Annotated in this window: 18 protein-coding genes and 1 tRNA gene; 9 read left to right on the forward strand and 10 right to left on the reverse strand. The window is 58.5% G+C overall.

The window, feature by feature from the left end:
* Positions 1–12 precede the first annotated feature (12 nt).
* The 3 genes from ctaA (at position 13) to ACR0KG_RS07590 (ending at position 3,977) form a co-directional block, all read left to right on the forward strand.
* Positions 13–1,158 carry a heme A synthase gene (gene ctaA / locus ACR0KG_RS07580; RefSeq protein WP_480826895.1) on the forward strand — a complete coding sequence of 382 codons (1,146 nt, stop codon included), beginning with the start codon at positions 13–15 and terminating at the stop codon, positions 1,156–1,158.
* Positions 1,159–1,162: 4 nt separating this feature from the next.
* Positions 1,163–2,632: a carboxypeptidase M32 gene (locus ACR0KG_RS07585; protein WP_480826896.1), complete on the forward strand. Its 1,470-nt coding sequence runs from the start codon at positions 1,163–1,165 to the stop codon at positions 2,630–2,632.
* A gap of 88 nt (positions 2,633–2,720) precedes the next feature.
* Positions 2,721–3,977 carry a DsbA family protein gene (locus ACR0KG_RS07590; RefSeq protein ID WP_480826897.1) on the forward strand — a complete coding sequence of 419 codons (1,257 nt, stop codon included), beginning with the start codon at positions 2,721–2,723 and terminating at the stop codon, positions 3,975–3,977.
* Here ACR0KG_RS07590 and trhA read toward each other — a convergent pair.
* Together trhA and gyrA are read right to left on the reverse strand one after the other, a co-directional pair.
* Positions 3,974–4,636, reverse strand: coding sequence for a PAQR family membrane homeostasis protein TrhA (gene trhA / locus ACR0KG_RS07595; RefSeq protein WP_480542795.1), 663 nt, complete (start codon positions 4,634–4,636; stop codon positions 3,974–3,976). The two genes, ACR0KG_RS07590 and trhA, sit on opposite strands and share 4 nt — an antisense overlap.
* A 131-nt stretch (positions 4,637–4,767) precedes the next feature.
* Positions 4,768–7,494, reverse strand: coding sequence for a DNA gyrase subunit A (gene gyrA / locus ACR0KG_RS07600; protein WP_480826898.1), 2,727 nt, complete (start codon positions 7,492–7,494; stop codon positions 4,768–4,770).
* Positions 7,495–7,686: 192 nt separating this feature from the next.
* Between gyrA and ACR0KG_RS07605 the strand changes: the two genes are divergently transcribed.
* On the forward strand, positions 7,687–7,956 hold the full coding sequence (locus ACR0KG_RS07605) for an usg protein (RefSeq protein ID WP_480542799.1): 270 nt from the start codon (positions 7,687–7,689) through the stop codon (positions 7,954–7,956).
* Here the strand turns inward: ACR0KG_RS07605 and ACR0KG_RS07610 are convergent.
* Entirely contained in the window at positions 7,953–8,906 is a 954-nt protein-coding gene (locus ACR0KG_RS07610) for a radical SAM protein (RefSeq protein ID WP_480826899.1), read from the reverse strand. The genes ACR0KG_RS07605 and ACR0KG_RS07610 overlap by 4 nt on opposite strands.
* 175 nt (positions 8,907–9,081) lie before the next feature.
* Between ACR0KG_RS07610 and zwf the strand changes: the two genes are divergently transcribed.
* From zwf to ACR0KG_RS07630, 4 genes are all read left to right on the forward strand, one after another.
* On the forward strand, positions 9,082–10,536 hold the full coding sequence (zwf, locus tag ACR0KG_RS07615; RefSeq protein WP_480826900.1) for a glucose-6-phosphate dehydrogenase: 1,455 nt from the start codon (positions 9,082–9,084) through the stop codon (positions 10,534–10,536).
* Complete coding sequence (gene pgl / locus ACR0KG_RS07620) at positions 10,533–11,204, forward strand: 6-phosphogluconolactonase (RefSeq protein ID WP_480826901.1); 672 nt, start codon at positions 10,533–10,535, stop codon at positions 11,202–11,204. The genes zwf and pgl overlap by 4 nt, the downstream gene beginning before the upstream one ends.
* Positions 11,205–11,209: 5 nt before the next feature.
* Entirely contained in the window at positions 11,210–12,817 is a 1,608-nt protein-coding gene (gene pgi, locus ACR0KG_RS07625) for a glucose-6-phosphate isomerase (RefSeq protein ID WP_480826902.1), read from the forward strand.
* A gap of 177 nt (positions 12,818–12,994) precedes the next feature.
* The gene (locus ACR0KG_RS07630) at positions 12,995–14,614 is read left to right on the forward strand and encodes a long-chain-fatty-acid--CoA ligase (protein WP_480547124.1); all 1,620 of its coding nucleotides are present in this window, start codon (positions 12,995–12,997) and stop codon (positions 14,612–14,614) included.
* Between the two features lie 21 nt (positions 14,615–14,635).
* On the opposite strand, the gene ACR0KG_RS07635 is transcribed toward ACR0KG_RS07630, so the two are convergent.
* Positions 14,636–14,710 (reverse strand) — tRNA-Asn (locus ACR0KG_RS07635).
* A 77-nt stretch (positions 14,711–14,787) separates the two neighbouring features.
* Positions 14,788–15,702, reverse strand: coding sequence for an MBL fold metallo-hydrolase (locus ACR0KG_RS07640; protein WP_480826903.1), 915 nt, complete (start codon positions 15,700–15,702; stop codon positions 14,788–14,790).
* A 44-nt stretch (positions 15,703–15,746) separates the two neighbouring features.
* Here ACR0KG_RS07640 and ACR0KG_RS07645 point away from each other — a divergent pair, with 44 nt between their 5' ends.
* Positions 15,747–17,066 carry an ATP-binding protein gene (locus ACR0KG_RS07645; RefSeq protein WP_480826904.1) on the forward strand — a complete coding sequence of 440 codons (1,320 nt, stop codon included), beginning with the start codon at positions 15,747–15,749 and terminating at the stop codon, positions 17,064–17,066.
* A 57-nt stretch (positions 17,067–17,123) separates the two neighbouring features.
* Here the strand turns inward: ACR0KG_RS07645 and ACR0KG_RS07650 are convergent, their stop codons facing one another.
* The 5 genes from ACR0KG_RS07650 to ACR0KG_RS07670 all read right to left on the reverse strand — a co-directional run bounded on the left by ACR0KG_RS07650 (position 17,124) and on the right by ACR0KG_RS07670 (position 23,140).
* Positions 17,124–18,536, reverse strand: coding sequence for a 3'-5' exonuclease (locus ACR0KG_RS07650; protein ID WP_480826905.1), 1,413 nt, complete (start codon positions 18,534–18,536; stop codon positions 17,124–17,126).
* A 2-nt stretch (positions 18,537–18,538) separates the two neighbouring features.
* Positions 18,539–19,057: a hypothetical protein gene (locus tag ACR0KG_RS07655; RefSeq protein ID WP_480826906.1), complete on the reverse strand. Its 519-nt coding sequence runs from the start codon at positions 19,055–19,057 to the stop codon at positions 18,539–18,541.
* 73 nt (positions 19,058–19,130) lie between these two features.
* Complete coding sequence (locus ACR0KG_RS07660) at positions 19,131–20,954, reverse strand: DUF294 nucleotidyltransferase-like domain-containing protein (protein ID WP_480826907.1); 1,824 nt, start codon at positions 20,952–20,954, stop codon at positions 19,131–19,133.
* 109 nt (positions 20,955–21,063) lie between these two features.
* The gene (locus ACR0KG_RS07665) at positions 21,064–22,848 is read right to left on the reverse strand and encodes a sodium:solute symporter family protein (protein ID WP_480547136.1); all 1,785 of its coding nucleotides are present in this window, start codon (positions 22,846–22,848) and stop codon (positions 21,064–21,066) included.
* Positions 22,849–22,855: 7 nt separating this feature from the next.
* Positions 22,856–23,140, reverse strand: coding sequence for a DUF4212 domain-containing protein (locus ACR0KG_RS07670; protein ID WP_170530242.1), 285 nt, complete (start codon positions 23,138–23,140; stop codon positions 22,856–22,858).
* Positions 23,141–23,326 lie beyond the last annotated feature (186 nt).

Raw genomic sequence — 23,326 nt, forward strand, 5'->3', positions numbered from 1 at the left:
TATGAGGACAGCATGAGCGCAAAGCGCAGCATCTTCGAAGACGTCTCAGACACCGAAAAACAACAAGCCGTTCAACCCGGTATGATCGACAAGGGCCGTGGCGGGGCGCGCAAGGCGATCCGGGCGTGGCTGATGATCCTGTTCGCTCTGGTCGTTGTGATGATCGCCGTAGGTGGCCTGACCCGGCTGACCGATAGCGGGCTTTCGATCACCGAATGGCGTCCGATCACCGGGGCCATTCCGCCGATGACCGAGGCGGACTGGCAATCCGAATTCGACAAGTACAAGGAAATCGACCAGTGGCGCATTCAGAACCAGTGGATGGAGCTGGATGATTTCAAATTCATCTACTGGTGGGAATGGGGCCACCGCCAATTGGGCCGCGTGATCGGCTTGGTTTGGGCGCTTGGTTTCTTTGGCTTCCTGATCGCGCGCAAAATCCCCACGGGTTGGACCGGCAAACTGCTGATCCCCGGTGCCTTGGGTGGCGTTCAGGGTGCGGTTGGCTGGTGGATGGTCGCCTCGGGCGTGACGCAGGGCGCGGGGATGACGGCCGTTGCCAGCTACCGTCTGGCGACACATCTCGGCTTGGCCTTTGTGATACTTGGGTTCCTCGCGTGGTATATCTTTGAACTGGGCCGGGACGAGCGCGACCTGATGCAGGCGCGCCGCGCGAAAGAGGCGAAGCTTTTCTCGCTCTCGACCGGCCTCCTGCATTTCACCTTTTTACAAATCCTCATTGGTGCACTTGTCGCCGGGATTGACGCTGGGCGGTCCTACACCGACTGGCCTCTGATCGGTGGGCAGCTCTTGCCGCCAGATGCGACCATGCTGGAACCGATGTGGCGCAACTTCTTCGAAAGCCCCGGTCTGGTGCAGTTCATCCATCGTTGCGCGGGATATCTGCTGTTCATCTTCGCCATCATCGTATGGCGTCAGGGTCAGACCAGCGCCCATCCGCAGACCCGCTTTGCTTTCAACGCAGCCTTTGCAGCCCTGTCTCTGCAGGTGGTGGTCGGGATCGTCACGGTCGTATATGCAGCCCCGTGGCAGATCGCCATTTTCCACCAGTTTATGGCCGTCGTAGTCTGGACCCTGATCCTGCGCGCGCGCTTCCTGGCGGCCTACCCAATTGCAACATCTGTGCGCGGAGTTTGATACCATGACCGCATTCAATGACCTGATGGCCTTTCAGCGTGAAACTTCGGCCTTAGCTCAGATCGCAGGGCGATTGGGTTGGGATCAGGAGACGATGATGCCACGTGGCGCTGCCGCGCAACGGGCCGAGGAGATGGCCGCTATCGAGGCTGTACTGCATGCGCGCCGGTCTGATCCACGCGTGGCGGATTGGCTGGATCAGGCCGCCCCTCAGGATGAGGCAGGCAAGGCCCAGCTGCGCGAGATCCGTCGGGCTTATGAGCGTGCAGTCAAAGTACCGGCCGATCTGGCCACCGCAATTGCCCGCGTGACGTCAGGGGCACAGGGGAAATGGGCTCAGGCACGGGCAGACGAAGATGTCTCGGCCTTTCTTCCGGTGCTGGAAGAGGTCGTCGCGCTGAAGCGACAAGAAGGCGAGGCGCTGGCGCAGGGCGGTGATGTATATGACGCCATGGTCGAGGATTATGAGCCCTTTACCACAGGCGCCCAGATTGCGGCGATCTTTGATGAAATGCGCCCACGCCTGGTGGCCCTACGCGCTGCAGTGCTTGCACGCCCACAGCCCGCAGAACTGAGCGGTCACTTCGATGAGCGCATTCAGATGCAGCTTACCCAAAAGCTGGCGGTTGCCTTTGGGTATGACCTGAACAATGGCCGTGTGGACAAGGCGGTGCATCCGTTCAGCTCGGGTAGCGGGCTGGATGTGCGGATCACCACCCGCACCAGCGAAACCGACCCGTTCAATTGCTTCTATTCAACCATTCATGAGGTCGGCCATGCCGCCTATGAACAAGGGATTGATCGCGACTATCTGCTGACGCCGCTGGGTCAGGGCGTGTCGATGGGCGTGCATGAAAGCCAAAGCCGGATTTATGAGAACCAGTTGGGCCGGTCGCGCGCCTTCACCGGATGGCTGTTTGGGCAGATGAAAGACGCGTTTGGTGACTTTGGCATTGCCGATGCTGATGCGTTCTATGCCACCGTCAACCGCGTCCATAACGGCTATATCCGGACCGAGGCGGATGAGGTGCAGTACAACCTGCACATCATGCTGCGCTTTGATCTGGAACGCGCGCTGATGGCCGGGGATTTGCAGGTTAGCGATCTTGAGGCCGCGTGGAATGACCGGTTTAAGGCTGATTTTGGCTATGCGGTAGACAAGCCTTCGAATGGATGTTTGCAGGATGTGCATTGGTCGGTGGGCCTGTTTGGCTATTTCCCAACTTATTCCTTGGGCAATGTCTATGCCGGGTGCCTCTATCAAGCCTTGCGGAAGGCGGTGCCTGAACTGGAGGCCCAACTGGCCGAAGGTGACACATCGCAGGCAACCGGATGGCTGCGCGAAACGGTTCAGCGTCACGGCGGTCTCTATGCGCCGCGCGAGATCATTCGGCAGGCCAGCGGGATCGAACCGGGGCCGGGTCCGTTGCTGGACTATCTGGAGCAGAAATTCGGGGCGCTCTACGGTCTTTGACAGGTTGCCGTCACGTTGTTGTGCGGCAACGTGGCGTTTGATCACTGGATCGGTAGAGTAGGCGGCACCATACCCGAAGGAGAGCCGTTTGTCCTTGAAAACAAATCTGAAATCCTATCTGGCAGCGGCCATCACAAGTGATCAATTCATGAATGCCCGCCGAGGGGCGCATGATTTGCGCCGTCGCCTGCGTGGTGCAGATCATGTGGTGCATTACTTCCACGATGCCGCTGATCCTTATTGTGCGCTGACCGCGCAAATCCTGCCCGCGTTTCACACAAGGTATGGGGTTACGCTATGTCCGCACCTTATCTCGGGCCCAGCATCCGAGGCCGTGCCCGAACCCGAAGCCCATCAGAAAAACGCTTTGGTCGATGCGACCCGATTGGCGTTGAAACAGGGGTTGAATGCGCCAGTGAAGCCCTCCATCGAAAGGATACGAAAGGCCAACCGTCTGTTCGCAGCCGCGTTTGGCACCCAGGATTGGGCTGCTCGATTGAGGGATGCATCTGTTTCTCTCTGGACCGGTCGCGCGCTGCCGGATGAACCGGACGTGGACCCGACCCACGCAATGGCTGCGGGGGATCGAGCCTTGGCGTCAAAGGGGCATTATCTGGGCGGTACGTTCTTCTATGGCGGCGAATGGTATTGGGGGATCGACCGCCTGCATTATCTGGAACAGCGGTTGCAGCAGGCCGGATTGGGCCAAGGGACTCCGATCATTTCGGTTCCTGATCTCTCGGCGCACACGTTTACCGGCGGAGAAAAAGAACTGGAGTTCTTCTTCTCGTTCCGCAGCCCGTATTCCTATCTGGCTTTCGACCGCGTCGTTGATCTTGCCAAGCGGCACAACGCCCGGCTGACGTTAAAGCCAGTGCTGCCCATGCTAATGCGTGGATTGCCGGTTCCCAAGGCCAAATCGCGCTACATTCTAAACGATTGCACCCGCGAGGCACGGCGCCTGGGCATCCCGTTTGGCCGGATTTGTGATCCGTTGGGGGCTGGGGTCGAACGCGGCTATGCGCTGTTCGACTATGCCGAAGATCAAGGCAAATTGGCACCATATTGCGCGGCCTTCATGCGGTCCGTCTGGTCGCAAGGCGTGGATGCCGCGACCGATAGAGGCATGGAGTGGATCGTGACCAGCGCAGGTCTGGAATGGAGCGTCGCGCGGCCCTTGCTAAACACGCAGGAATGGCGCGGTCGGGTGGAGGCAAATCAGCACCGCCTGCAAGAGGTTGGCCTGTGGGGCGTTCCCAGCTTTTGCGTCGATGGGCAAAGCCTGTGGGGGCAGGATCGTTTTTGGGCGGTCGAGGATCTGCTTATGGCACACCGCAGGCGCTAGACGGTAGGCATCAACGCAATCCGCGCGGCAACGGCGGCAAAGAACAAAACGCTGCCCACCAGAACAAACACATGCCAGATCGTGTTGTGATAGGCCATCCAGTCGGACAGGTAGAACGCCACGCCTGCGGTATACACTAGCCCTCCGGCGATCATTAGTATCAAAACGGTGGGCGCAAGCTCTGCCAACATGGATTGTCCGGCCCAAACAGCGGCCCATCCCATCATCAGATACAGCGCCAGGCCGAACCAGCGAAATCGGTTTGGGTCGAGCATCTTGAGAGCCGACCCCAATGTGGCAGAAGACCACAAGCCCAGCAAAAGCCCGGTTGCCTGTGTGCCAGATAGCAATAGGAACGGCGTATAGGTGCCTGCAATTTTTACATAAATCCCCGAATGATCAAGGCGGCGCAGAAGCTCTGTCCAATCATCGCTTTCAATCATGTTGTACAAGGCGGACAAGCTGAGCATCAGGACAAGCGTTACGCCATAGATCGAAACGCCAACAACCGCCGCCGGATCATACCGATAAAGCACGGTCATGGTGATCAACAGCGGCACGCCGATGGCTGCGGCGCATATGCCCAGAACATGAACCACCCCGTCACTCAAGCGCTCGGCTCGGCTATAGGCGGGGCGGATATGTGCGAAGGACCACATGTTAAAAAGTTAAGCAGCAGCAGGGTTTCGGGCAAGTTAACGGGCCGTTTCGATACCAATAACGTGATCCGAAACGATAAAACGCCCGCATTGCGGACGTTTTGTTTCAGTTTTGTTGTGGAATGTGAGGGCTATTCTTCGGCCTCTTCATCCCCCTGATCAGCGATCCAGGCAACGGAAACAACTTCTTCACCCTTGCCGGTGTTGAACACCCGCACACCACCTGCGCTGCGGGAGCGGAAGGATATGCCATCAACCGGCACCCGGATTGATTGGCCCTTCGAAGTGGCCAGCATGATCTGATCGTCGATCTCAACTGGGAAGGAGGCGACAAGTTCACCGCCTCGCATCGCCTTGTCCATCGCGGCGACACCCATACCGCCACGTCCACGTACCGGGTAGTCGTGGCTGGAGCTCAGCTTGCCCGCGCCGCCAGTAGTAATGGTCAGGATCAGGTTTTCAGCGGCCGACATCTCGGCATAACGTTCCTGGGGCAGAACGCTGTCGGCGTTGCCTTCGTCTTCATCGCTTTCGGTCTCATCAGTCACACCGGCCATCAGGCGTCGCATCTTGAGATACGCGGCGCGTTCGTCCGACGTGGCCTCGAAGTGACGGATCACCGACATCGAAACAACCCGGTCGCCATTGGATAGCCTAATGCCGCGCACACCGGTCGATTTACGGCCCTTGAAGACGCGCACATCGGTGGTTTGGAACCGGATCGCACGGCCCGAATTGGTGACCAGCATGACGTCATCATCTTCGGAGCAGATGCGCGCATTCACCAGTTCGACATCTTCGGGCAGATCCATGGCGATCTTGCCGTTGCGTTTGACATTGGTGAAATCGCTCAGCGCGTTGCGGCGCACGTCACCGGCGCTGGTGGCGAAGACGATCTGCAGGTTTTCCCATTCCTCATCCGGGACATCCACCGGCATGATCGCCGCAATGGACACCCCGGTTGGGATCGGCAGAATGTTGACGATCGCCTTGCCTTTGCCGGTCCGGCTGGATTGCGGCAAGCGCCAGGTCTTGAGCTTGTAGACCATCCCGTCGGTGGTGAAGAACAACAGCTGTGTATGGGTGTTGGCCACGAAGAGGTTGGTGACTACATCCTCTTCCTTGGTCTGCATCCCCGACAGACCCTTGCCGCCACGCTTCTGCGCGCGGAAATCGGCCAGTGGTGTGCGCTTGATGTAGCCGCCGGAAGTGACGGTCACCACCATGTCTTCGCGCTCGATCAGGTCTTCGTCTTCCATGTCGCCGGACCAGTCGACAATCTCGGTGCGGCGCGGCACGGCGAACTGTTCGCGAACGCTGCGCAGCTCGTCGCCGATGATCGACATGATCCGTTCGCGCGAGGACAGAATATCCAGGTATTCCTTGATCTTGGCAGCTAGTTCTTCCAGCTCGTCCGTGACTTCTTTGACGCCAAGCTGGGTCAGGCGCTGCAGGCGCAACTCGAGGATCGCGCGGGCCTGAACTTCGGTTAGGTTATAGGTGCCATCGTCGTTCATCTTGGACAGCGGATCGTCGATCAGGCGCAGATAGCCTTCGATCTCGGAGGCGGGCCAACGGCGCGTCATCAGCTTTTCACGCGCCTCGGCGGCGTCAGCCGAGGACCGGATGGTGGCGACCACCTCGTCCACATTCGAGACCGCAACGGCCAGGCCACACAGGATATGGCTGCGTTCACGCGCTTTGCGCAGGTCGTAAGCCGTACGGCGGGCTACAACGTCTTCGCGGAAGTCGATGAACGACGTTAGAAACCGGCGCAGCGTCAACTGCTCGGGCCGGCCACCATTCAAGGCCAGCATGTTGCAGCCAAAAGACGTCTGCATCGGTGAGAAGCGATAAAGCTGGTTTAGCACCACCTCGGGCGTCGCATCGCGTTTCAGTTCCACCACAACCCGCACGCCGTTGCGGTCAGATTCATCCTGCACATGCGCTACGCCCTCGATGCGTTTTTCGCGCACCGCTTCGGCAATCTTTTCGATCATCGAGGCCTTGTTCACCTGATAGGGGATCTCATCCACGACAATGGCGTAGCGATCCCTACGGATTTCTTCGACCCGGGTCTTGGCGCGGATAATGACGCTGCCGCGGCCTTCCAGATAGGCCTTGCGCGCGCCGGACCGTCCCAGCATCACGCCGCCGGTCGGGAAATCGGGGCCGGGCACATATTCGATCAGTTGTTCGGATGTCAGATCGGGATCGTCGATCAGCGCCAATGTGGCATCGACCACTTCTCCCAAGTTATGCGGAGGAATGTTCGTGGCCATACCCACCGCAATACCACCGGCACCGTTGACCAGCATGTTCGGGAAGCGGGCGGGCAGGACCGTTGGTTCCCGGTCCTTACCGTCATAGTTATCCTGAAAATCAACCGTTTCTTTTTCGATATCGGCCAGCAGGGATGCGGCGGGCTTGTCCATCCGCACTTCGGTATAACGCATGGCCGCCGGGTTATCGCCATCCATCGAGCCAAAGTTGCCCTGTCCATCCAGCAAGGGCAGTGACATCGAGAAATCCTGCGCCATCCGCACTAACGCGTCATAGATCGCGCTGTCACCGTGCGGGTGGTATTTACCCATCACATCGCCCACAGGACGGGCCGATTTGCGATAGGATTTGTCGTGGGTATTGCCGGTTTCGTGCATCGCATACAGGATGCGGCGGTGCACCGGTTTCAGCCCGTCACGCAGATCGGGGATCGCGCGGGAGACGATGACCGACATGGCATAGTCCAGATAGGATGTGCGCATCTCGGATTCGATGGAGACCGTCGGGCCGTCATAGACAGGGCGCTCGGGCGGGGTTTCGTCCATGTTTTCAGGGATTTCTGGCGTATCGCTCACGTAGGCTGCCCGTGTCTTGTTTTTGATCTATATCTTGTGGATGTACCTTATCAGACCTAGCATATAAGGTGCAAGCAGCCCGCGATGCCGCAGTAGAAATAGGCCGGTAACATCCGAGTAACATATTGTTATCTAATAATTAGGCAGTTTCGGGGTAGCCTCAAGAGACCTTGCACGAAACCGGAGGTCTGAATGGAGCAAAGCGAAACCGAGCTAATGCTGAAAGGATATGGGCTGACGACGGCAGAGTTTTTCTACCATATGCCTGACTATGTCCATGTGCTGAACACCTTTATCTGGCAGGAATACGATCTGGCCCCCGATCACCCCAAACTGTTTGAATTCATTGACTTCTGGCAGCGCGAGATTGAGGGGCCGCTACACTCGGTCAAGTTTACCCACCGAAAGATGATCGCGCCCGGTGAATGGCGCAACATGGTCGGCGAATTTCGAGTGAACTAGCCTGAACAGCTGGCCCCGCCCAAAACGCAGAACTTTGCGCAGTGAGGGTGGTTCAAATGCACATCCGCCTCGGCCTCGGCCAAAGTTTCGCCCAGCTCGAACTCAGGCGAATAGGGCAGCAGGGTGCAGGCCAGAACGGACGGACGCGCGGCGCCTTTGCGTTTCACCACCATGCGCGCGCTGGCACACATGACCGCGTCGGGGGATTTGTTCAGAATGCCCCAGCATGCGGTGGTAATTTCCGGAACCTCAACCGTTTCGTCCATTTCCGGGAAGAGAACGGTCTGCGCTGGGTTGTTTGCGTCGATGTCAAACCCGTGCGCGTCAAAAAACGCGGCATAGCCTGCACGGCTGTCTGCATCGTTGTCGCCCCACACCGTGCGCCCGGCGACAGCCATGTTAAACCCATGATCCCGCAGCCATTCCATCCCGGTCAGGGTTTTGGCAAAGCTGCCCTTGCCGCGTTCCTCGTCATGCAGTTCGGGGCGAAAATGATCGACCGAAACCCGCAAGGTCAGCTTGTCAGCATAGTCGCGCCGCAGCTCCAGCAGGCCCTCGCGCATCTTACGGCGCATCATCGGCAGCATCGCATTGGTCAGGATCAGCACTTCATAGCCGCGGTCCAGCGCAGCGCGGGTGATCTCGATCATCTCAGGGTTCATGAAGGGCTCGCCGCCGGTGAACGCGATCTCTTTGATGGGCCAGTTGCGCTGTTTAATCTGATCCAGATAGTCGCGGACCTCGGCTGCGGTGATATAGACCAGAGCGTCATTGGTGGGGCTGCTTGCGATATAGCAGTTTGCGCATTCGATATTGCACAGCGTACCGGTATTGAACCACAGGGTCTGCGGGTTTGTCAGGGCCACTGACGCGCGGGTTTGCCCGTCTGCCGTCACCAATCTGTCTTGAAACTTGCCGATATTGGCAAGCTGAGTGGCGTTGTCTTTCATTCCCACATCCGGTTCTTTGAAGTCGTTTGACTGATTTATCTGTTTGTTGTCGCTATGGTAAGGGTCTGATGGCGTTCTGACAGAGTTTTGATGAATGAGAGTTTTCCTGCCAAAAGGTTCGAAAATGATTGCGCTAACATTGGACATGTCGATGGGGGCAGGATAAGGACAAGCCATGGTTTCTCGTGTCATACCTGTTGACCCATTTGATCTGGTCATTTTCGGCGGCACCGGCGATTTGGCGCAGCGCAAGATTTTGCCAGCCTTGTTTCGCCGGTTTTGTGCAGGCCAATGGCCGGAAGATACACAGATCATTGGTGCGGCGCGATCCGACCTGACAGCCGATGCGTTCCGACAGATTGTGGCGGACTCGCTACGGCGTGGCGCGCCTGGGTGCGCCGAGAATACCGAGGCGCTGGATCGCTTCCTTCACCGGATTGATTATGTCGTGCTGGACGCAATGTCGGGGGATGGGTGGTCAGACTTGGCTGCACGGCTGACCAAGGATCGTATTCGGGCTTTCTATTTCTCGGTTGGTCCGCGCCTTTTTGGACCATTGGCCGATCAGATCAGATCTCATGGCATGGTTTCAGACCAGACGCGGATCGTCGTCGAGAAACCGTTTGGCCATGATCTCGAAAGTGCGCGCGGTCTGAATTCAACCCTGGCGGCACATTTTGACGAGGGTCAAATCTACCGGATCGATCACTATCTGGGTAAAGAAACAGTCCAGAACCTGATGGCCGTGCGCTTTGGCAATATGCTGTTCGAGCCTCTGTGGAACAGCCAGTATGTCGATCACATCCAGATCACCGTTGCCGAAACGGTCGGTGTGGATGGGCGCGAGGATTATTACGAACGCGCAGGTGCGATGCGGGATATGGTGCAGAATCACCTGATGCAGTTGCTCTGCCTGATCGCCATGGAACCGCCAGCCAAGTTCGACCCCGATGCGGTGCGCGATGAAAAGCTGAAGGTCATTCGCGCGCTTGATCCGGTCGAACCGCATCACATCGTGCGGGGCCAATTTGCAACGGGCGAGGGAGAGCCGGGCTATCGTGAGGTGGTGGACAATCCCCGTTCGACCACTGAAAGCTATGTGGCTTTGAAAGCGCATGTCAGCAATTGGCGGTGGGCTGGCACTCCGTTTTATCTGCGCACGGGCAAACGGCTGGTCGCGCGATCCTCGGTCATCAATGTGCAGTTCAAGGATGCGCCGCATTCGATCTTTGGTGAGGCTGCGGGTCGGCACGCAAATGCCTTGTCTATCCGGTTGCAGCCGAACGAAGGCATCACGCTGAAGGTGACGATCAAGGAACCGGGGCCGGGCGGTATGCGCCTGATCGACGTGCCGCTGGATATGAGTTTTGCAGATGCGCTGGGACCTGAAAACCAGGACCCACCCGACGCCTATGAACGCCTGGTGATGGACGTGATCCGTGGCAACCAGACCCTGTTCATGCGCGGTGATGAGGTCGAGGCCGCCTGGGCCTGGACCGATCCGGTCATTGCCGGCTGGCAGGCGCGCGGTGATGTGCCTAAACCCTATGACAGCGGCAGCACAGGCCCCGGCGACGCCGAGCTGCTGATGAAACGTGACGGTCGCCGCTGGCAAGGAATAAAGCCATGAGAATTCAGGATTATGCCGATCGGGACATGCTCGCCATCGATGTTGCCAATATGCTGGCCGGAGAGCTTGAGGCTGCGTTGTTGCACAATGAAACCATCGCGCTGGCGGTTCCGGGGGGGACGACTCCGGGCCCGGTGTTCGATGTTCTTTGCGCGGCTGATCTGGAATGGGATCGCGTGCGGGTCATGCCCACTGATGAACGCTGTGTTCCGGCCGACAGCGAGCGTTCGAATGAACGCCTGATCCGCCAGCGATTGCTGACCAATCGTGCCTCAGGAGCAACATACGTCCCGCTCTATGTCCCAGGAGCTGATCCCGAGGATGCATTGCCAGAAATTGAATCTCTGATCGCACCGGTTCTGCCACTGTCGGTTCTGGTTTTGGGCATGGGAGAAGACATGCACACGGCATCGCTGTTTCCAGGGATGGAGGGGTTGCAGGCGGCCCTCGACAGTCATGCTCCTACGCTCGCCGTGGCCCGCACGCAGGTTCAGCCTGAGCCGCGTATTACACTGACGGGGCCGGCTCTGGACGGGGCCTTGTCCAAACACCTGATCATTTTTGGGGCAGCCAAGCGTGACGCATTGGAGCGTGCTATGGCGCTTCCACCGGAAGAGGCGCCAATCGCTGCCGTGCTGAGTGGTATGACGGTACATTGGGCGGAGTGAGTGTGATGGACCTGAACAATCTCAAAGCGCTGGCCGCTGCGCAGACCGACCGCATCGTGGATTTGTTTGCGGCTGACGTGGACAGGGCACAAAACTTCTCGGCCTCTACGGGCGATATGGTCTTTGATTATTCGAAGACCCGGATCGACGCTGATATGCGCGACGGCCTGATCCGTCTGTGCGACGAGGCTAACCTGGCCGATCGGCGTGCTGCCATGTTTGCGGGTGAGAAGATCAACGAAACCGAGGGGCGCGCTGTTCTTCACACGGCGTTGCGCAATCTGGATGGCGATGCTGTGCAGGTCGATGGGCAGGACGTCATGCCTGATGTGCTGGCAACCTTGCAGCGCATGCGTGTCTTTGCCGAAGAAATTCGCGGAGGGGCTATAGCGGGGGTAGGCGGCAGCTTCACGGATGTGGTGAATATCGGTATCGGTGGGTCCGATCTGGGGCCTGTGATGGCGACCTATGCGCTGTCACCCTATCATGACGGGCCGCGGGTCCACTATGTCTCGAATGTCGATGGGGCACATATCGCGGACACGCTGAAGCAGCTTGATCCGACGCGGACCTTGATCATCGTAGCGTCCAAAACCTTTACGACCATCGAGACCATGACCAACGCTCGCACCGCGCGGGCATGGATGAGTGATGGCGGCGGCGACCCTGCAAAACAATTCGCAGCCGTGTCCAGTGCTTTGGACAAGACCCAAGAATTTGGCATCCCGGCGGACCGTGTCTTTGGTTTCGCCGATTGGGTCGGTGGGCGCTATTCGGTCTGGGGGCCGGTGGGTCTGCCGGTGATGATCGCGGTGGGCTCGAACGCGTTTGACGCGTTCTTGCGCGGTGGGCAGGCGATGGACTTGCATTTCCAATCGGCTGATTGGGCCGAGAACATGCCTGTCATGCTGGCCCTTGTCGGCATTTGGCATCGTCAGGTACTGGACTATGCCAGCCGCGCCGTTCTGCCCTATGATCAGCGCCTGCTGCGCCTTCCAGCCTATTTCCAACAGCTTGAGATGGAGTCGAACGGGAAATCCGTGGCGATGGATGGCGCGTCTCTGACCTTACCATCGGGCCCGGTTGTCTGGGGCGAACCCGGCACCAATGGTCAGCACGCGTTCTACCAGCTGATCCATCAGGGCACGGATGTCATCCCCTGTGAGTTCATGGTGGGGGCCGAGGGGCATGAACCAGAACTGGCCCATCATCACCGGCTGTTGCTGGCCAATTGCCTGGCCCAGTCCGAGGCGCTAATGCGTGGCCGGTCGCTGGAGGAAGCCCGCGCACGAATGGCCGAAAAGGGTTTTGAGGGGGATGAGCTGGATCGCCAGGCCCGCCATCGCGTGTTTGCGGGCAATCGGCCGTCGACCACCTTGATCTACCCGAAACTGACCCCGTTTGTGCTGGGCCAGATCATCGCGCTCTATGAACATCGTGTCTTTGTCGAAGGCGTCCTTCTGGGTATTAACTCTTTCGATCAATGGGGCGTTGAGCTGGGCAAAGAACTGGCAACCTCACTGGGTCCCATCGTGGGTGGTGAGGTAAGCGCAGAAGGCAAGGATGGCTCGACTGCGGCGCTGGTTGCTTACGCGTTAAAACACCGAGATTAACGCAAAAACCAGTGGCTTGCCCTTAGGGCAGGCTGCATTCTGATATTGTCAGACAATTAAATGCTTGGCAGGGTTCCGTCTGAGGAGAATGGAATTGACCCGTGGGGCATTGCCCCTAGGTGTCGATGACACGGCATTGGCCGCACGGGGCCAAGCCGAGAAATGGGGAGGATGTCCATGCTGGGACAGATGATGACGCAGCCTTTGCTGATCTCGTCGCTTATCGAACACGCCGAACGCTATCACGGCCAGACCGAGATACACTCGGTCGAAACGGATGGAACGGTAACGCAGACCAGTTGGTCTGAGGTGGCCACCAATGCGCGTAAACTGGCCTCGGCGCTGGGCAAGCTGGGGCTAGAGCCGCAGGACCGCATCGGAACGCTGGCTTGGAACAACCGCCGCCATCTTGAAATTTACTATGGAACTTCGGGCGCTGGATATGTGTGTCACACGGTCAATCCGCGCCTGTTTCCCGAACAGCTGACCTATATCATCAACCACGCGCAAGACCGGGTTCTGTTCTTTGATGCCACCTTCATTCCATTGGTTGCTGCGCTAAAGCCATCGTTGACCGAAGTTCGTCATTTTGTCCTGATGGGGCCGCGCAATGACGAGGCGCTGGCCCAGATCGATGGGGTCGCCTTCTATGACGAACTGATCGAAACCGGCGATGCAGGCTATGCCTGGCCCAGCTTTGACGAAAACACAGCGTCCAGTCTTTGCTATACCTCGGGCACCACCGGCAACCCAAAGGGGGTTCTGTATTCGCACCGGTCGACTGTGCTGCATAGCTTTGGGTCGAACACGCGGGACGTGATCGGCTATTCCGCCATGGATGTGGTGATGCCGGTTGTGCCGATGTTCCATGTCAATGCTTGGGGTTCGCCTTATGCCTGCGCGATGTCGGGATCCAGAATGGTCCTGCCTGGGCCGGGCTTGGATGGCGCGTCTCTGGTCAAGCTGATCGACACCTATGGCGTGACATTGGCCATGGGAGTCCCCACGATCTGGCAGGGATTGCTGGCGCAGGCGGCTCAATCCGGTAGCGAATTGACCAGTCTGGAACGCACCGTGATTGGCGGCGCGGCCTGTCCGCCGTCGATGATCGAAACCTTCCGCGACACTTACGGTGTCGATACGGTTCACGCCTGGGGCATGAGCGAGATGAGCCCGCTGGGCACAGCCAATACTCCGATGGCCAAGCACCGCGATCTGCCGATCGACCAACAACATAAGCTGCGCGAAAGCCAGGGGCGACCGCCTTACGGGGTCGAGCTGAAAATCGTCGACGATGATGGCAAGGAATTGCCGCATGATGGTGTCACCCAGGGCGATCTTCTGGTTCGTGGCCCTTGGGTGTTGGACAGCTACTTCCTAATGCAGGATCAGACGCTGTTACAGGATGGCTGGTTTGCCACCGGAGATGTGGCGACACTGGACCCAGATGGTTACATGACGATCAGGGACAGGTCCAAGGACATCATAAAATCTGGCGGCGAATGGATCAGCTCGGTCGAGCTGGAAAACATCGCCGTGGCTCATCCCAAGCTCGCCACAGCTGCTGTTGTGGGTGTCCCGCATCCCAAATGGGATGAACGGCCTTTGCTGGTGGCGGTCAAGGCCGACGGGCAGGAGCCCAGTGAAGACGAGCTATTAGCTTTCTTCGACGGCAAGATCGCCAAGTGGCAAATCCCGGACAAGGTTGTTTTTGTTGAGGCTTTGCCCCTGAATGCCACGGGTAAAGTGCTCAAACGGAACCTGCGTGCCGATTTCGAAACAGCCCTGACCGACTGATCCTGCGGATTTGAGGAAGAATGGCTCCGGCGGTAGGGATCGAACCTACGACCAATTGATTAACAGTCAACTGCTCTACCGCTGAGCTACGCCGGAACGGTTCGCGCCGTATAGCAACCTCGATTTTTGTCGTCCAGTGGGGAAGCGCTCGATTTGGGAAAAAACTTTTGCGCCTATGCGTGCCGTTGAAAGACGGCCTCGGTCGATAGCGCTCCCGCGTGCGTTACTTTGGATTTTCCAACCAGATCAACCAGATGGGCAAAGACATTCCGTTCTGCTGCGGACAGCAGCGCTTTGGGCGTTTCGGTGTAGATGCGCTGGGCCAATTGCCGGGCGGTACCGGGCTGATCTTCCAGCGCGGATAGGATTTGCGTCTCACGGCCGAGCCTGTGTTGAATCAGCCATATCAACCGTCCGGCAGGGTCGGTGATAGGTGCGCCGTGGCCGGCATGAAACACCGACCAATCGCGCTCTTGCAGCCTGTAACAAGCGGCCATGAAATCCGTCAAATCACCATCCGGAGGAGAAACCAGTGAGCTGGCCCAACCCATCACATGATCGGCGGTGAAGCAGGTCTGACCCCAGGCCAGCGCGATATGATTGCCCAGATGCCCTGGTGTATGGATCACCTCAAGTTGCCAATCGTCGCCTTCGATCAACTCACCATCCGCGATTTCAACATCCGGACGAAACTCCAGATCAATCCCTTCACCGCCACCGACCAGACCGTTCTGCGCCAGTTCAGTCATCACGGTACTGCGCCCGGCCTCCGGTCCTCCAAACGCGTGGATCCGCGCGCCCGTTCGGGATGCCAATGGTGCAGCCAGCGGTGAATGATCCAAATGGCTGTGGGTCACGAAGATATGGCTGATCTTTTGACGGGGCTCTAGTGCGCCCAGAATCGCCTGCAGATGTGCCTCGGACGCAGGGCCCGGGTCGATCACTGCGACATCCCGTGTGCCCAGCAGATAGGTATTGGTCCCACGATAGGTCATGGGCGACGGGTTGGGGGCCAGAATGCGCCTTAGTCCGGGTTGCAATTCCATCGCAAGCCCAACGGGTGGGTCGAAATCATCTGGCGCCTGCATTCTGTCCTCTTCCTCTTGCCCGGGCAGCCCGCTAGGTTTAGCGCATGTCTTCGCAATGGCTCAAACCTTATCTGCCACGCAGCCTTTACGCCCGGGCGGCGTTGATTCTGGTTTTGCCGGTGATCGTCCTGCTGCTGGTCGTTGGAAATGCGTTTCTACAACGGCATCTCGAAGATGTAACAGCGCAAATGGTCCGCACCGCAGCGCGTGAGGTCATTCTGGTGACCAGCGCGATGGAGGGCGTTGAGACCCAGCAACAGGCGCTGGCTGCTGTGCGCCCCGATCTGGCCGCGCTGGAGATGAGCGTTCGGTTCCTGGATATCAACGAAGCGCCGGATATCGGCACCGGGCGCTGGTATGATTTCATCGCCCCGCAGATTGAGGCGGATTTGTATGCACTGCTGCCTGATCTTAAGGCGGTGGCTTTACCGAACGGACCGGACGCGCGGCTCTACATGGACACGCCATTGGGCACATTGGAACTTGTGTTCGACCGCAGGCGTCTTGCGCCCACGGCACCGCATCAGTTGATCGTGACAATGGTGTTTTTCGCCATCGTCATGACTTCGATATCGTTTCTTTATATGCGCAATCAGCTGCGTCCGATCACGCGGCTGTCCAAAGCCGCCGAGGCCTTTGGGCGGGGGCGGGTGGTCGACTACACGCCCGGCGGAGCGATTGAGGTGCGCGCAGCAGGCAATGCCTTTCTGGACATGCGCGCCCGGATCGAACGGCAGATCGAACAACGAACGATGATGCTGTCCGGTGTCAGTCACGACCTGCGAACGCCTTTGACCCGGCTTAAGCTGGGCCTGTCAATGCTGCCAGAGGATGAGGCGGCTCCCATGCAGCAGGACGTGACAGAGATGCAATCTCTGTTGGATGCCTTTCTGGATTTCTCGCGCGGCGCAGCCGAAGGCGCGCCGGAAGAGGCCGACGTCGAAATCCTGGTGCATCAGATCGTTGAAGATGCCAAACGGGCGGGCCACGCGGCCGCATTGGTCGAAGTGGACGGGCAGGGCAGCGTCATGCTGCGACCGATGGCCATAAGGCGAGCGGTTGAAAATCTGATCAGCAACGCGGTGCGGTATGGAAGCCGCGCCGACGTGAGCCTGTCGATCACCCCAAAATCCTTGCGAATTCGGGTCGAAGACGACGGGCCGGGCATTCCGGCGGATCGGCGTACCGAGGCGGTAAAGCCGTTCTCTCGCCTTGATCCGGCCCGAAACCAGAATCAAGGCAGCGGCGTCGGGCTGGGTTTGGCAATTGTCGCGGATGTGGCGCGGGCGCATGGTGGGGTTCTGCGGCTCGCCAAAAGCGAGCGATTGGGCGGCTTGTGCGCCGATATCATAATCGGACGGTAGGGCGTGCTAAAGAGGTACACCCGCCAAAGAACCGAGTGTTAGAGCGCTGCCTCGAACTCAGTTCAAATCTTCCAGCAACCGCCCATGTTTGCGGGTCTCTGCTATGACCGCGCCGAAGGTGGTCATACCGCGGGCCTCGAGCATCGGCAGCATCTTCACCAATGCATCCGCCGTGGCCACCGCATCCCCCAGTGCCGTATGGCGCAGAGCTTCGGGGATGGTGATGTCCAGCCTCTCACACAGGGCGTCCAGCGTGTGCGTCTCGCTGGCGCCAAACAGAACTGCGGACATCAGCACGGTATCCAGAATCGGGTGGTTCCATTCCACCTCCATTCGTTGCGCATGACGGCGCAGGAAAGCCATGTCAAACGGCGCGTTATGGGCGACGATCACGGCATCCTGTGCGAATTGATGGAACACCCGCCCCGCCTGACCAATATCTGGCGCGCCCTGAACCATGTGGTCGCTGACCTTGTGCACCTTGGTCGAAGCCGCAGGGATGGGAATGCCCGGATCGACCAGCATATCCAGTTGCTCGCCCGCAACGATACGGCCCTTGATGACGCGCACCGCGCCGATTTGAACGATCTCATCCTTATGGGGCAGCAGGCCGGTTGTTTCCGTATCGAATACGACAAAGCACAAATCCGACAGGTTTCGGGTTTCAAATGCTTCCTCAGCCGCGCTTGTTAGCAGGTCGAAATCATAGACCAGCGGGCGTGGCGAATCCGGTGCAATGCGGGCCGCGCTATCGTCGAAGATAAGCATATATCCCGGCGCATCACCTAAGGGTTTCATCCGCGCCTGATAGCTTTGCTTGTCGTCAACGCTGTGCAAGGTGCAATCCACATTCAGCCCGGTTTTTGTCAGGCGTTTATACGCGGCCTCCAACGAGTCTGGCTTGAGATACTCAAACAGAGAAGCATTCAGGCGCGGATGCGCAATCTGGGCCAGAACTTCAGCCGCCTGCGCATCATAAAGAACGATCTTGTGCGTCGGACTTGCCAGCAACATGGCCACCGGAACTTCGGTGAGCAAAGCGGTCAGGCGTTCTTTTTCCGTGGCCAAAGCAGCGGTTTCGGTCGCCACAGCCTCGGCTATATTCAACGTCTTATCCGACAATTGATCGGCAAGCCCCGCGGCTGCGGGGGCCAGATCGCCAAGGTAGCGCGCGGCCTGCATATCCATGTCCGTGCTAACGCCGGCATGGGCACGGGCGCGAAGCTGTGCCGAAATGCGCTCAATCGGTTTTGCGATATTGTCGTCAAACAGCAGCCAAATCCCTGCGACCAGTGCCAGCAGGCCAAACCCAATCAGAAGTCCAGAGAAAACGAATGCATCCAGAAGTTCTGGCTGGCCTGCGCGGGTATAGCTGAGCCCCAAAGCCAAGGCAGTCACCAAGAGCCCGCCCAAGGCGAGCAAACAGAAGAACAGGAAAATCCTAAGTCGAAGGCTGAGGCGGGTCAGCATGATTACACTCCGCAGGTGGCCTCAATGATTGGATCACTGCTACCGGCTGTGAACCAATCGGCATCTACCAGTTGTCCGTCAGCCCCAAATTCGGCCCCGTCGGCCAGATTGGCGCGCCGGTTCTGGGCGCAGTCCACCGCAATAGGAACCATCGAACGCGGAGCCCAGCGGCCAAAGAAATAGAGGTCGATCAGACGCTGATCCGGCACCTGATCATTGGTCCGCAGCGAGACGGTGTCGATGGCGGCAAAGCGATCGACAAAGGGCACCGCATAGGTCCAGGGGCGATAGATTGCACGGCTTTCAACCTCTTGTATCACGGTCAGACTGTCAGGCAGCGTGTCGCGGGTGCGGTCGTACCAAGAATACTCGCTGGCTATGGTCATTCCGATCATCCCCAAACCTGCGGCAACAGGAGTGGCCCAACGAGGAAGTAAACCACCGGTGACTTTGTTCAGCACCATCACAACCCCGGCAAAGGCGAAGCCTGCGAATATTGTGCCGATCAACTCCAGAAACATCTGTTTCCTCCACTTTCAAGGCGCAGACGGCCCTTTCTTTTATTCATTTGCTCTATCAGAGCGTCAACAGATCTTAACCCAGCATCCCTTTGCCATGACCAACCGCAGATTGCATTGTCTTAATCACGACAAAGGCGTCGCGTAGATGGCTGCGTTCGAAATCTGACAGGTCCGAGGGGGGCAGGTAATTGTCCGGGCCCGCGCCTGATTTGACCCTTCGAACCTGATGTTCCAGACGGGTTTCAGCGATCAGGTCATAGGCATCCAGCAGGTCCCGTGCACCCGAGGGGCTGAGCACGCCTGCCGCCTCAGCCGCTTTCAGTCGCGCTCGGGTATTGGCTTCGGTCAACTGCCCTTGCAGGGCGTAGATGCGGCCCAGATCAACCACAGGCACCACGCCATTATGCTTTAGGTCCAATGTGTTGCGATGTTCTCCTGACCGAACAGTGGCAAACCCGCGAAACAGCCCCAAAGGTGGAGTATGCTTCAGCGAGTTTGCAATCATATGGGCCACAAAGATTGAATTCGAACTGGCCGCTTTCAGCGTGTTCGCCTGAAGATCGGCAAACAGTTCAAACGTGCCGCCGATGGGGCGCAGGTCAAACATGACCGAGGCCAGCATCTGTGCCTCGGGGTTGGGTTTAGCGATCCAGCCGCTGAAATACTCGCGCCAGACCCGCAGAGGCTGACACCAGCGCGGATTGGTCGCCATCATATCGCCGGGGCAATAGAAATACCCGCAGACATCCAACCCGTCCGAGACGAATTTGGCCAGAGATTGAAAGTAAGGCATGTCGTCGTCGGTGACACTGTCGTCCAGCATCAGGCAATTGTCCTGATCGGATACGCCTGTCTGTTCCTGCCGACCTTGCGAGCCACAGGCCAGCCACAGATAGGGAACAGGCGGTGGGCCTAGCTTATCCTCGGCCAGCGCGAGCAAGCGTCGTGTGGCGGTATCAGCGATATCGGTAATCAGACGCGTCACGATCTCGTGCCGGTTTCCTGCGGCCACAAGCTGGACCAGCAATTGCGATATCTCGGCCGTAACGGTTGCCATTTCAGCGGGGGAACCGGCATGGGCAATTCTGCGCACCAACTCAGCCGAGCTCACCGCTTGATAATGGGTCAGGTCGGTTTGCGTCACAATTCCGACCAACTGACCCGCATTACAAATGGGAATATGACCGATCCCACGCTCCATCATGATATGCAGCACATCAGACCCGATATCCGTGGGGGAAAGCGTAATGGGGTTTGAGGTCATGATCTCCGAAATCGGAGTGTCCGGGGGCAGTGCATCCGCCACGTATTTGCCTGAGATATCGCGCAGGGTTGCGATCCCCAACAACGCCTCGGCATCTGTCACGCAAAGGGATGAAATCTTCTTGTCGCGCATCAGGCGCGCGGCCTCGGGGACGGGGGTATCGGGTAGGCAGGTCGCGGGATCACGGGCCATCAGAACGTCGATGGCACTGGTGGCCAGGCTCTGCGGGCCGGAACGATCCCCACGGGTCCGGTTGAAAAACCGGGATACGATCTCATGCGAGGTGACCAGATCCTGTACCAGATCGGGCGGCAGGATGATCAGGATGGATGCGCGTTGCGCGGTTGCACGTGTCGCGGCTTTGCCATTGCGCAGCAAGCCCCGTTCGCCGAAGGAATTGCGCAATCCGAGTTGCGAGACAACGGCACCGTTTTCATCCGTGATCTCAACCAGCCCTTCGTAGATTAGAAACACGCCGGGCAGGGTGTGCCCCAGATCATAAAGCTGCGCATCCGCGTCCACATCCTGAATGTCCGCCCGGCGCGCAATATCTTCCAGCACGTCCTCGGCCAACGCGTCATAGGGATGGACGGATTTCAGAAACCGGGTGATCTGCGATTGGGACAGGGTCATCAGGACGCTCAATAATCTCCAAGCAAAAATCCCGCCCGGTGGAATGCCGGGCGGGAACAGTAAGTCGAAAGACGCGGCACATAGAGGTTATCCATGCACCGCATCATGCTCATTTATTCTGAGCTGCGCCAGCACCACGGGGAATGCGAACGCTTTCGACCAATTCAACGATCTCCTGCGGAGTCTCTTTGGTCATACCGGCAACGACGTAAGCAACGCCGAAGTTGATCATTGCACCGATAGCGCCGAACGAGGTCGACTTGATCGGACCCAGCAGCGGGTCAGCATCGGTGAACGAGTTGGTACCCGGAATGAACAGCCAGCCTTTGTGCAGGAAGATGTAGACCAAGGTCACAACCAAGCCAGCCATCATGCCAGCGACCGCGCCGGTGTTGTTGATGCGGGTCGAGAAGATCCCCATCATCAGCGCCGGGAAGATCGAGGCTGCCGCCAGACCAAAGGCCAGGGCCACGGTTTGCGCTGCAAAGCCCGGTGGGTTCAGACCCAGCCATGTTGCGACCACGATGGCCACAGCCATGGCAATCCGCGCCGCCAGAAGCTCACCCTTTTCAGAGATCGACGGGTTGATCGCCCCTTTGACAAGGTCGTGGGACACCGCTGACGAGATCGCCAGCAACAGACCCGCAGCCGTGGACAGCGCCGCAGCCAGACCACCGGCAGCAACCAGACCCACAACCCAACCTGGCAGGTTGGCAATTTCCGGGTTCGCCAGAACCAGGATGTCGCGGTTGAACTTGGTCAGCTCGTTACCAACCCAGCCTTTTTCTTCCGCAATGGCCTGCATCGCTTCGGATTTGTCGTTGTAGTACTGGATTTTGCCGTCGCCGTTCTTGTCCTCCCAGTCAAGCAGACCGGTTTTCTGCCACGTGGCCATCCAGTCATATTGCTGGTCATTGTCGATCTGTTCGACACTCACAGCACCACCTTCGATGCCGCCATTGGGCCACATCATTTCACTGATGTTCAGACGCGCCATGGCACCAACCGCAGGGGCGGTCAGATACAGCAGAGCGATGAACACCAGCGTCCAGCCAGCGGACCAACGGGCGTCAGACACTTTCGGCACAGTGAAGAAGCGCATGATCACGTGCGGCAGACCAGCAGTACCGATCATTAGCGACAGCGTAAACAGTACCATGTTCAGTGTGTTCGAGTGGTGGGCTGTGTATTCGTTAAAGCCCAGCTCGGTCACGATCGCGTCCAGCTTGGTCAGTAGCGGCTCACCGCTTGCGGTGTCGCCAAACAGACCCAAGGCCGGGATCGGCGTGCCTGTCAGTTGCAGCGAGATGAAGATGGCCGGGATGGTGTAGGCGGTGATCAGCACGCAGTACTGAGCGACCTGCGTGTAGGTCACGCCTTTCATCCCACCAAACACCGCGTATGCAAACACGACTGCGGCACCGATCAGCAGGCCTGTGGTGTTGTCGACCTCAAGGAAGCGACCAAAGGCCACGCCTACGCCGGTCATCTGACCGATCACGTAAGTCACCGACGCAACGATCAGACAGACAACCGCAACGACACGTGCGGTCTGGCTGTAGAACCGGTCGCCAATGAATTCCGAGACGGTGTACTTGCCAAACTTACGCAGGTAGGGCGCAAGCAGCAGTGCCAGCAGTACGTAACCACCGGTCCAACCCATCAGGAAGGTCGAGTTGTCATAGCCGGTAAAGGCAATCAGGCCCGCCATTGAGATGAACGAGGCCGCAGACATCCAGTCTGCCGCTGTCGCCATACCGTTGGTGACCGGGTGAACGCCGCGGCCCGCAGCGTAGAATTCAGATGTGGACCCAGCGCGGGCCCAGATCGCGATGCCGATGTAGAGCGCGAAGGATGCGCCAACAAACAGCAGGTTGATGGTAAACTGATCCATGGTTCGCTTACTCCTCGTCCACGCCGTATTCAGCGTCCAGCTTGTTCATGCGCCAGGCGTAGTTGAAGATCAGCACCAGAAAGACCAGGATTGATCCTTGCTGAGCGAACCAAAAGCCCAGATCGGTGCCGCCGATGGCGATCCCCGACAGAAGCGGACGCAGCAGGATGCCGAATCCAAACGACACCAGCGCCCAGATGACGAGGCTGATGTAGATGAGGCGCAGGTTGGCCTGCCAATAGCCCTTATCGGCATCGGCAGCCTGCGCGGAGTTTGATGAATGATCCGCCATGCGGTGTCCTCCTTCGCTTCCCTCTTGGGCGACGCTGCACAACTCCTCCAGTGCGATGCGCCGCTTCTTGGTTGTGCCAAACGCCCCGTGACGTCCGGCAAAACTCCGCTGTTCCGCCAAAGCGGTTCAATCGAAGTATTCGGTTTCAGGATCAAAGCCTTGCGGCCTATCTCCTCCCATTCGTGT

The organism is Ruegeria sp. H4, from assembly GCF_056533065.1.

Bases quoted from the DNA above. Each gene is read 5' to 3' on its own strand.
- ACR0KG_RS07665 (WP_480547136.1), bottom strand. From the start codon at position 22,848: ATGGATCAGTTTACCATCAACCTGCTGTTTGTTGGCGCATCCTTCGCG.
- ACR0KG_RS07605 (WP_480542799.1), top strand. From the start codon at position 7,687: ATGGAGCAAAGCGAAACCGAGCTAATGCTGAAAGGATATGGGCTGACG.
- ctaA (WP_480826895.1), top strand. From the start codon at position 13: ATGAGCGCAAAGCGCAGCATCTTCGAAGACGTCTCAGACACCGAAAAA.
- zwf (WP_480826900.1), top strand. From the start codon at position 9,082: ATGGTTTCTCGTGTCATACCTGTTGACCCATTTGATCTGGTCATTTTC.
- trhA (WP_480542795.1), bottom strand. From the start codon at position 4,636: ATGTGGTCCTTCGCACATATCCGCCCCGCCTATAGCCGAGCCGAGCGC.
- ACR0KG_RS07585 (WP_480826896.1), top strand. From the start codon at position 1,163: ATGACCGCATTCAATGACCTGATGGCCTTTCAGCGTGAAACTTCGGCC.
- ACR0KG_RS07655 (WP_480826906.1), bottom strand. From the start codon at position 19,057: ATGTTTCTGGAGTTGATCGGCACAATATTCGCAGGCTTCGCCTTTGCC.
- pgl (WP_480826901.1), top strand. From the start codon at position 10,533: ATGAGAATTCAGGATTATGCCGATCGGGACATGCTCGCCATCGATGTT.
- ACR0KG_RS07650 (WP_480826905.1), bottom strand. From the start codon at position 18,536: ATGCTGACCCGCCTCAGCCTTCGACTTAGGATTTTCCTGTTCTTCTGT.
- ACR0KG_RS07645 (WP_480826904.1), top strand. From the start codon at position 15,747: ATGTCTTCGCAATGGCTCAAACCTTATCTGCCACGCAGCCTTTACGCC.
- ACR0KG_RS07660 (WP_480826907.1), bottom strand. From the start codon at position 20,954: ATGACCCTGTCCCAATCGCAGATCACCCGGTTTCTGAAATCCGTCCAT.
- pgi (WP_480826902.1), top strand. From the start codon at position 11,210: ATGGACCTGAACAATCTCAAAGCGCTGGCCGCTGCGCAGACCGACCGC.
- ACR0KG_RS07640 (WP_480826903.1), bottom strand. From the start codon at position 15,702: ATGCAGGCGCCAGATGATTTCGACCCACCCGTTGGGCTTGCGATGGAA.
- ACR0KG_RS07630 (WP_480547124.1), top strand. From the start codon at position 12,995: ATGCTGGGACAGATGATGACGCAGCCTTTGCTGATCTCGTCGCTTATC.
- ACR0KG_RS07670 (WP_170530242.1), bottom strand. From the start codon at position 23,140: ATGGCGGATCATTCATCAAACTCCGCGCAGGCTGCCGATGCCGATAAG.
- ACR0KG_RS07610 (WP_480826899.1), bottom strand. From the start codon at position 8,906: ATGAAAGACAACGCCACTCAGCTTGCCAATATCGGCAAGTTTCAAGAC.